Below are 11,187 nucleotides of genomic sequence, written 5' to 3'. Positions count from 1 at the left end.
TTTATTTGAGTTGTTTACAATCGTCCTTTTCTTTTTTATTCTAGGAGTTGGACAATAAGTTTAGTGAGAGTTGGTGACTGATGAATATCATAGAAGAGTTACTTCGACTGTTTCATCAACAACAAGAAGAAAATAAAGGTGCGAATCGTTCACTTGTGTTTTGGTATGATGCACAGAGTGAAGATCGCGATGCGACAGAAATAGAAGAAGCACTCAAACATAAAAATATTCAAGTGCATTATTTAGACGAACATAATGCTTTCCGCACAAAGGTTTTATTGGAGAAAGAGGATACGGATAATTCGTATTTAATTTATGCTCCATTTCCGAAACCAGAGGATCGAGAAAACTTTTTATTAGATATTTTGTTATATAGCGGAAGTTACGGTGAGTTTCAAGCTGATGTGATTGCGATTCGAATGAAAGAATTACGTTTAGATCATCTTGCGATTCGACCATTTTTAGAAGAACATACGAAGTTCTTTGATAATAAGCAACGTGTAGCGAAGTTTCAAAAGTTGCTTCCTAATAAGCCGACAGTTGAGCAAGTGAAACAAACGATGCTTGCTGTGTTATGTAATGCAAAAAGTATTACTCCACAAGATATTTTAAAAAGTGTTGTAGCTGGTGGAAGTTTGTCTGATACAAATGAAGTTCTTGTACAAATTGCTAAGTATTTGGATAAGGAAGTATTCTATACGTTCGTTGAAGAGTATTTTGGAATTTCTAAACAAGAAGATAACCGTCTAGCTCAAATTATGGAAACGATTGTGTTTCAGCATTATGCTGCATATTTAGATGCGAAGGTATTAGCATTTAAGTATGAGTCAACAGTTCCGAATATATGTAAAGTGTTTGTTGAAGACTGGTTAAAGTCTGAGGAACGGGATGTACTAGAGAAAATTCTAGACATGTTGGAACCAAAATGGCATGTTGCACAATCAATAGATCAACATACATATCAAGCTTTCCTTCGATGCGATACGTTTGCAGTAGTAGAACGTAAAATTCTTGATGTGTTGCATGAGCTTCTTCTAAATGAAACGATTGTGGTAACAGAATGGAAGAGCATTTTAACGGAACGAAGTAAGAGTTATTGGTATAAGACGCGTTTTCATAGGGAGTATGAATTATTAGAGAAGGCTCTTCGTGTATATGAGTGGAGAGCTATATTTGAGCGTGATGATGCACCAAAGAGTGAAGAAGAGTGGTTTACGTTTTATACAGAGAAATATTACAATGTCGATCAAGCATACCGCCATCTTCAAGTACATTATGTAAATGAATCTAGTTTAGATGAATACCGCGAATTACTGGAGAGATTTACGTTTTGGTATGAAAATCAGTATTTAGTGGAGTTAGGCCGCTATACAGATGAGATAGTAGAGACTAGGCTAAAAGAGAGTTGGCCGATTAATGATGTTATGCAGCAGAAAAACTTTTATCGTTATATGATTCGTCCGCTAGTGGAAGGATCAAGAGAGCGTATTTTTGTGATTATTTCTGATGCACTTCGTTATGAAATTGGACAAGAGCTGACAAATAGTTTTAGTCAGCGTTTGAATACGGAAGTAAGATTAATTCCAATGCAGGCATCACTTCCTACATATACGCAACTGGGAATGGCTGCGTTATTACCTGGAAAAATATCTGATATTGCAAATGATGGTACGGTGTATGTAGATGAAATTTCTACAAAAGGATTACAAAATCGAAATAAGATTTTACAATCTCGTGAACCAGATTCCGTTGCATTAAAAATGGAAAAGTTTATTGGATTGAGTAAGGAAGATGGCCTCGGATTAATTAAAGGAAAACGCGTTGTCTATTTATATCATGATAATATCGATGCGATTGGTGATTCTGGTAAAACGGAAGGTTATACGTATGAAGCAGTTGAAAATACGATAGAACGTGTGAAGATTGCTGTTCGAAAGCTGACTAGTACGTATGAAGCTGGGCGTATTTTTATTACAAGTGATCATGGCTTCTTATATCAATCTTCAGAGGTAGAAAAATATCAAAAAACAGAAAATATAAAAGGTGATGTTTTCGATAAGAATCGTCGATTTGCTATTGGAAAAGATTTAATAGAGCCTGAAGGAACAGTAAAGATTTCTTTAAACTATTTAGGATTAGAACAAGAAGCGGTTATTGCCAAAGGGTTAAATCGTTTTACTGCTGGTGGTGGACTACGCTTTGTTCACGGGGGAGCAATGCCACAAGAAAGTATAGTTCCTTTAATTGAGTATCGTCAGTTAAAAGGAAAGGCACGTAAGACAGAAAAAGAACTTGTAGATGTTCGAGTTGCTTCCATTCAAAAAGTTATTACAAGTTATCAATTTATCGTGCCATTTTTCCAAGAGGAAAAAGTGTCAAATGAGTTATATCCAAGAACGTTGTGTGCAGCATTTTATCGGAACAATGAGCGTATTTCAAATGAATTAACAATTGTGTTTGATTCTAAAGGAGAAGTAGCAGAGCGTCAGACGGATGCTGTGTTCCATCTCCTTGAAGATCGTTATAAAACTGGCGATGTTTGTGTACTGCGCTTAGAGGATGTTTCAGGGCGTGCGACAGAGTTGTACAAAGAAGAAGAGTTTGAACTGAAGTTATATAGTATTTAAATATGTAAAAGGCCTTCCGATTATTTCTAACATTGGAAGGTCTTTTCTTTTTGCTATAATGAAATATAGAAATGTTATTGATAGGAGGAATCGTATGTTAGAGGTGGGCGATATTGTCAAAGGGCCGCTATGGCCCGAGATAGTGGAAATAAAAAGATGTGAAGATATACAAGGCAGTTTTTATCGTGTTGAGGCATACGGAAAAGACAGCAATAAGTACTATCAAGTCATTGTACTTCCAGAACAATTGCAATCTATTGAAAAATCAAATGCTTCACCTGAAAAACTTTTGCTGTCTCCAAAGCAATTGCAGCGTTATATGTTATATCAGGAACTTTTAATCGATCGGAAATTTTCAAAGTCTCGTGCATTGGGAAATAAAAATGTTCTTCCACTTCCACATCAAATTGAAGCAGTTTATGGAAGAATGCTGCAGGTACCAACTGTACGGTTTTTACTTGCAGATGATCCAGGAGCAGGGAAAACGATTATGGCAGGAATGCTCATTCGTGAATTGAAAGCAAGAAGAAGTGCGGATCGGATTTTAATTCTTGTTCCTCCATTAGTATTAAAACAATGGCAGCAAGAATTATATGAAAAGTTTGGAGAAGAATTTACGATTGTGACGCGTCGTACTTTAGAGGAATATAGCGGTAAAAATCCATTTGTTGAACAGAACTGTATATTAACTTCTCTTTATTGGGCGTCACGGGATGATATTAAAAGTCTTGTAATGGAAGCTGATTTTGATTTGGTTATTGTGGACGAAGCGCATAAGATGGCAGCCTATACAACAGGAAGTAAAAATAAAAAAACGAAGCGCACAAAGATATATCAGTTAGGGGAAGTAATTCTTCGGCATAGTGAACATGCTTTGTTGCTGACCGCGACTCCTCATAAAGGAGATGTGGAAAACTTTCGTCATTTAATGCGGCTGATTGATCCAGATATTTTCTCTTCTATTGGGATTAAAGAAACGCTACGTGATAAAGCGAACCCGTTTATTATTCGCCGTTTAAAAGAAAGTTTGAAGCAATTTGATGGTACGCCGTTATTTCCAAAGCGTACAACAAAAACAATCAAGTATAATTTATCAGATAAAGAATTAGAACTATATGAAGCTGTAACCGAATATGTAAAGGTACATTTTAATCGCGCGATGAATCGAGGGAATAATAGTACTGCTTTTGCGATGATGTTATTACAAAGAAGATTAAGTTCTTCCATAGAAGCGGTTCATTTATCTTTAGTGCGCCGTCATCAACGATTGGTAACCTTGTTAGAAGAGATGGAGCAAAAACAGGTTGATCTTGTGGACATATCTGTAGAGGATTACGAGGAAGCAACACTCGAAGAACAAGAACTGCTAGAACAAAACAGTGAGGAGAGTATAGATACAATTGATCCACGCGAGCTTGAAGTAGAGATTGCAGAGTTAGAGCGCCTTATTCATTATTCGGGTCATATTCGCCAAAACTACGTTGAACGTAAATATATAGAGCTTGAAAATACATTGTTTGGTGCAGACGGCCTTTTGCAAAAAGGAGAGAAGATTCTTATTTTTACGGAATCAACTGATACGCTGCATTATTTAGAACAGCGTCTTAATACACATGGATTACGTATTGCTAAGATTATTGGGAAATACTCTATGGATGAAAGAAGAAGACAAGTGGAGCTGTTCCGAAACGATTATCCAATTATGCTTGCGACGGATGCGGGTGGAGAGTCTATCAATTTACAGTTTTGTAATCAAATGGTGAACTATGATATTCCATGGAATCCAAATAAATTAGAGCAGCGTATGGGACGTATACATCGTATTGGACAAAAAAATGAAGTGTTCGTATTTAACTTAGTGGCTGGCAATACGCGTGAAGGTGACGTACTACATACTCTTTTAGTAAAAATGGACAAAATGAAAAATGATTTAGGACAAGACCTTGTTTACGATTTTATAGGAGATCGTCTCGAAGATCGAATGATAGATTTACCTACACTTATGCAGCATGCTGTTCTCAATCGAGAGCGATTAGAAGATATAAAACAAGAAGTGGACCAAGCTTTGTCTGAAGAATATGTGGAGTTGCTAAGAATTGCTCAAGAAGAACGCCTTGCGATGGATAGTATTGATTTGCCTGGTATGCAGCGCGAACAATATGAGATTGCAGTACAAAAGGTCCCAATAAGAGTGTATGCAGATTTTACTGCCGAGACGTTAAGTGACCATAGAGTTAGAGTATATCCTTCACAAAATAATCAGATGTATCGTATTGAGAGAATTCCAAAATCAATTCGTGAATTTGCGAGAAATCATCGCATCCCGTTGAAAGGAAAAGAGGATTCATATCGTTTTACAAGTAAAGAAAAATATATGGATGATACAATGTCATTGATCCTAAATGATAATCCGTTGTTTTCTTTATCATTAAAGCTTATGAAAGAAGAGACAGAAGGATTAGCGATTCCTACTTATGAAATCCCGTTTCCGATTCAAGAAAGATTAGAAGTTGAAGGATATGAAATCGGATTAACAGATGGAACAGGAAGAGAACTATATAAAGATATTGTGTATTTTGCAAGACGAGAAAACGGAGATGTAATAGAATTAGATTCATATTGGTTATACGGCTCTTCATTTGATACAGCGATTCCAAAAGAAGAGCAAGAAACTAATTTGTTCATGAAAGCGATGGATCATGTCATGAAAAAGCGGGAAGATTTTGTGATAATGAATGAAACGCAGTTGAATAAAAAAATGCAATTTTTACGTCGTGCGTTTGATTCACAATATCAAAATACAATGGAAAAGTTAGAGAAGTATCGCAATGAAAATATAGATAACCGTAATTCTGCATTGATTAATCAGATGAAAGCACAATTACTAGATATTGAAGACCGTCGTAAAAGTCGTCTCGGAGAGGTAGAACGAGAGAGAAACGTAAATGTTATGCCACCTTATAAAGCGGTGCAAGTAACGCTGATACCTAAAAGCACAGATACCTATCGCTTATTATCGAGCGATTATATAGAAATGATTACAGAATATGAGAAGATAAAGCATCGTAAAAACGTCAAAGTATATTCTAATCTATCATTAATAGATTTCATGAGTGAAGATGAAAATGGAAATCCACGTTGTATTATTTTAACAGCTGATGAGAGGTTTACATTATCACTTAACCACCAGCAAGATTTGGAAGAATTACCGTTTGATGTTTATACGTATGTTATACAAAATAATCAAGTTGTAAAAGAGTGTAAGTGGAAAGGTTAGAAATAATGCAGTATATACGTGAGAGGATTTAAAACTAGATGTTTTTTAGAACAGAGAACTGTGTGCGTTCTCTGTTCTAATTTTTTGATAGTGATGTTAAAAGGGAGGAAACTATGAGCAAATTAAGCAATGTTCTCCGTATGATAGAACTTCTTCACGCCAGGGGGAAAATGAAGATTAGTGAACTCGCAGATGAGCTTGAAGTTAAGGAACGTATGATTCGCATTTATCGGGATGAGCTTGAAAAAGCAGGAATCTTTGTTGAAAGTGAAAGAGGACGTGGGGGTGGGTACTATATTTCCAATACATCTTTATTCCCAATTAGAAATTTGTCTCATAAAGAATTACGTGCTTTAACATTTGCAATTGAACAGTTGTTATCTAAAGGAAATGCAATTTATTCAGACGATGCACAAATAGCATTGGATAAGCTGAAAGCATTACGAAAGTTGGAAAAAGATCGAGATCGTCATATTTATTTTGTTCAGCGTTCCAAACCAAATTATGAGTTTTCAGATGAGAATCGAAAATACTTACAGTTACAAGAAGCATTTGGTACAAGATGTAAAGTGAAAATTCAGTATGAAAAACGATCTGGTGAAAGATCTGAACGCATTATTGCTCCATATGGATTTGTACATTATAATGAATTTTTTTACTGTATTGCTATGTGTGATCGGAGAAATGACACACGTATGTTCAAGTTGTCCCGGATGAAAGATATTCGAATAGTTTATGATACATATACAATCCCTGAGGAATTTGATATTCGAAAGGAGTTCCCAAGATTCGGTATTATGAATGAACCGTTGGAGATAGAATTACTTATTTATCCACCATTTTCTGTGTCTGTACCAGAATCGATTTGGGGAGAAAATCAAATTATAGAATTTAATTCTGATGGTAGTATTCGCTTTCGCGCAACAATGAGTGGGAAAGAATCGATAAAGAAGTGGATTTTGGGTATGGGGGCTTCTGTAAAAATAGTAGAGCCGAAATCTTTGCGAGAGGAAATCATTGAAGAGGGGCGGGAGTTGTTGAAGTTATATGATTCGTTTTGAATGAAAAGTTATGTAAAAATATAAATTATACTTACTATTGCATGTAGATATATAAAGAACTCTAGCTCAACAAAGAGATATTTGAATGAGCTGGAGTTCTTTTTTATAATAAATCCCTTAAAAACTAACATTTAGGATAAAAGTGACGTTATGATTGCCGTATTTTTTGATATGATGAATATATATTTATAAGTTATTAATAAAAATTATTAAAGTTAGTTTGTATTGTGGAATCAGTTTGGAAATGGAGAATAATGGTGAGGGGATGATAAAATGATTCGAGAATTTAAGCGCGCTTTTTTAGAAGCGACAGCGATATGTGCTGAGAAAATCAGAATGTATAATGAAGGACGGAAATGGAATTATCAATTAATTGTGACATTAGTGTGTAATGGCGTATTTGGTGTGTTTTTATCTGTAATTAGCGCGCTATTTGTTTCAGTAGTATTATCTGTATTCACTAAAAGTTTTTACAGTAGTTGGTACATTTCATTTAAAATATTTGTGGTGTTAAGTGGTGTAATGCTATTTCTAAATTTATCATCAAGAACATTAAATATACCAATGCTATTCTTAAAAACTGCATTTTTTATAAAAGACAAATTCACTACAATGAGTTCTTTTATAAAACATATAGTTGTCCCGTATGCTATTACAGGTGTATCTATATATATCATGTATCACATGATTTTAAAGTTTCTTAGTGGATTCGGTATTAATGGTGAAATTGCTGAAATATATTCTATAATTCTATCTGTTGGATTAGCGGTGGCGGGGTGTTATTCCTTTCCGGTGGAAAAAGATGTACGAGATATCAACGAATTGATAATGTCTCCGGTGCTAATTATTGCTAATATCGGGATTAGTTATGCTATTTCGAAAGAGAATGTACTAAATAATTTAAAACAGGGACATGAAGATATAGCTTCATATGTATTCATTCTGTTTTTAATTGCCGCGTGCTTGCAAGTTATCACTTATTTCAAGAAATTGTTCGAAAAACTTCATGATCCTGAATTGTCAAAGTATGAAGAAAATATAGTTATTTATGCTGGTAATGGAAAAGAAAAAATGGAATCTATTAAAGGGCATATTAGATCAATGATTGAAGAGGTTAATCAAGTAATAAAAGAATTTAAAGTTATAAAAAAAGATAAACGTTTTTATTTTCAGTTCATGGCATGGATAAGTATTAGTTTAATCATTTTAATTGGGATGAATTATATAAGTAAGATCATATTTATTAAATTTCAAGGACCTATTATGAGAGTTTTAGAGTATGTATTATCATTTGTATTTTTAATTTTTCTTATAAATAAACTATGTGTTTTCGCTTATTTGGCGTTAGCAAAAAGGACAGGTTTAGAAAAAAGAAAGAGATGGGAATATTTTGGATTAGCGTGTTTTATATTCGGTATGTTATTAAGTGTTGTAACAATGTTGTTTTCAATTAGGTTAAACTTTGTTATTATAGCGTGTTTTGTAATTGCATCCATGATTTTTTTGAGTACATCTTTTATCGAGTGGTTATTAAAGAAAGATAAAGTAGATGAGAATATGCAAGAAGAGGTAAAATAGGGCGCTTTAGTGGAGTTGATATAGTCATATGGATATAACTTTACTAAGCCCTTACAATGAATTTCAAAGAGAAAGTGTCCATATGGCAAATAAGTGATTTAATGAAGACTTAAACAATGCTTGTTTTATAGCATCCAGACTAATTTGTTAAAGAATTAAACGACGAGTATGTTGTATCAGAAGTAACGATTTATACATGAATCAAGCAATATTTTCCTAGCGAAACGATTGTGGAGAATAACAGGCCCGATTAATGAAAATTTGCAACATGTAGTTAAAATAAATAAGGGATATACATTATAAAGAAATCACAGGAAGAAAGTTCCTGTGATTTCTTTTATGTGACATAAATAGTACCGCTTTGTTTGATATATTTAAAGAGGATATAGAAAAGATGTTTTATTAATTAATATAAAGGGAGTTATAGCTATATGAACAATACTAACAATTTACCTGATGTATTAATGCAATTTGATCCAGACATATTAGAAGAACAAATAATAAAATCACTTGTAAATATTCAGGGGGGGATTTCTAAATTTGACCCGTTATCAATTTTGATTCACGTGTATGCATTTAATCTCTTTCAACATGTTATGAATCCCGAAGATGCTGTACAAGGGAATGTTGATCCTTCACTTGATAAGGGAATTGATTTAGTACAAAGTATGATAGTATCATCAAACGTTGCAGTTAATGGTGATGGTTTAAATTCCGAAGAGTTTAAGATTTTCTTAGATACTTTAGAAAAACTTTTTGTTACTGCGAACATGTATGTAAATACAGTACCAAAGGATGAGCTAATTAAGTATTCGCAAGGCATGCAATTAAATGTATCGGGAACGTTATACCCTTATTTTGAAGAAGATCATTTTCAGGATTTACTCCTACCATATGACAAGGTTTTTCGGGATATTTTTAATGTATCTGCTGAGGATATTGTGAAAGGACTCATGGCAATAAGTGAACGCTTGAGAACAACAGAGTTCATGCGTCGCCTTATTGATGAGAAGGCATATGAATTAACACCAGATAACATATTAAAAATAGCAGATTATTTTGATGTGCAGAAGATTACGAATTGGCCTATAGAATTTATAAAAGCATTGACTTTACAACCTGGTGATAATGATGAGTTTTTAAATGAACTGTCGAAGGTTATGTTTAAAGAAAGGCCTATTAAATATAGACCGTTTATATGTATTAAAGGTAAGTATTATTGTTTTTCTGTTAATAATTTAATGGATAATTTCTATAGATCGGTAATGCGTGCATTACGAGAGCAAGATAAAAGTCTAATAAATGTTGTTGGGGAGATTCAACAAAGAGTGTCTGAAGAAATTCCTTTTAGATTATTTAACAAAATGCTTCCAACAGCTCAAATATTTAGGAATGTATATTATAAGGCTCCAGTTGGTGCTAATGGTAAGAATGAATGGTGTGAATGCGATGGTTTAGTCTTGTTTGATGATGTAATGATTATTGTCGAGGTAAAAGGAGGAGCATTATCACCTGTATCACCATTTTCTGATGAAGAGGCTTATAAAAAATCATTGAAAGCTTTAGCACAAAATCCTTATGAACAATCCTTGCGATTATTTGACGAGTATAACCGTAGTAATCGAATAGATATTTATAGTAAAGAAAATAAAAAACGTTATAATCTTATCAAAGCCATTGATAATGTGAAGTTTATACAGGCATGCTGTGTTACTCTTGATGATTTCAATGAAATTGCTGCTCAAATTGAAAAAACGGAATTTATTAAGGAAAGTACGTTACCTGTTTGGTGTGTTTCAATAAATGATTTAAGGGTGTATCCTGAGATTTTTGATTCGCCTAGCATTTTTATGAACTATTTATATCAAAGAAGTCTTGCAACTAAAAATCCCCACATTAAGACGAATGATGAGTTGGATCATATCGGATTATATTTTGAATACAATGATTACTCAATGCATATAAGTGAAATGCTTAAAGAGATAGAAGCAAGTGATGTCTTTATCTCAAGCCATAGAGATGAAATAGATATGTATATGGCAGGAAAGGTTAATAACAAATTTATAGAAAAGGATTCAGAGAATTTCTTTGAAGTGTTTTTCGGACCAATAGAAAAGCCAAAACAAAAAATGGATCCTATATTTGAGCAACTAATTAGATTATTAGATAATACAAGAGATACTCTCTGTGTTAGAGCTGCTAGGTATCTACTTTTATTAGATTCAGAGACACGTGACAACGTTAGAGAATTTATTAGCTCTAGAACTCAAAAGCTTTTATTACATAAACAGAAGCTATGGACTCCATATGTGGCTTATAATTATAAAAAAGAGGATAGGGTAGATAAATTACCAGTTATTATGATGTTTTTACTTAACGCCTCTAATAAAATTTTTAAAGATGCTGTGGAACGTAAACGTTTTCTAATGGAGAGAGTTGTACATGAAGATGAGCCAACCCTATGTATATTAATAGGTGTTAATAAGGGAAAAGAATTGACGAAGGCTATTACTCAAATAATAACACCTGAGCAGTTTCAGGTGATGTCAGAGTCAGCCTACGAAACTTTGAAAAATAATCGGCAAAAAATAGAGCGAGCAAGAAGGTTTAAAGAGTTTTAACATGATAAGTAAGCCCTTATTAA

Annotated in this window: 5 protein-coding genes; all 5 read left to right on the top strand. The window is 33.7% G+C overall.

The window, feature by feature from the left end; translation table 11 throughout:
* Positions 1-80 precede the first annotated feature (80 nt).
* On the top strand, positions 81-2,627 hold the full coding sequence (gene pglZ, locus CN373_RS10790) for a BREX-1 system phosphatase PglZ type A (RefSeq protein ID WP_098359292.1): 2,547 nt from the start codon (positions 81-83) through the stop codon (positions 2,625-2,627).
* 94 nt (positions 2,628-2,721) lie between these two features.
* Complete coding sequence (locus CN373_RS10785; protein WP_098359291.1) at positions 2,722-5,904, top strand: DEAD/DEAH box helicase; 3,183 nt, start codon at positions 2,722-2,724, stop codon at positions 5,902-5,904.
* Positions 5,905-6,017: 113 nt separating this feature from the next.
* Positions 6,018-6,965 carry a helix-turn-helix transcriptional regulator gene (locus CN373_RS10780; protein WP_098359290.1) on the top strand — a complete coding sequence of 316 codons (948 nt, stop codon included), beginning with the start codon at positions 6,018-6,020 and terminating at the stop codon, positions 6,963-6,965.
* Between the two features lie 273 nt (positions 6,966-7,238).
* Positions 7,239-8,543 carry a teichoic acid transporter gene (locus CN373_RS10775; protein ID WP_098359289.1) on the top strand — a complete coding sequence of 435 codons (1,305 nt, stop codon included), beginning with the start codon at positions 7,239-7,241 and terminating at the stop codon, positions 8,541-8,543.
* Between the two features lie 431 nt (positions 8,544-8,974).
* Complete coding sequence (locus tag CN373_RS10770; RefSeq protein WP_098359288.1) at positions 8,975-11,164, top strand: hypothetical protein; 2,190 nt, start codon at positions 8,975-8,977, stop codon at positions 11,162-11,164.
* Positions 11,165-11,187: the final 23 nt, after the last annotated feature.

Source organism: Bacillus cereus (genome assembly GCF_002561295.1).
In the GTDB taxonomy this organism is placed as follows: domain Bacteria; phylum Bacillota; class Bacilli; order Bacillales; family Bacillaceae_G; genus Bacillus_A; species Bacillus_A cereus_S.
The sequence above is the reverse complement of the archived record's forward strand: the minus strand, read 5'-3'. Positions and strand labels throughout refer to the sequence as shown.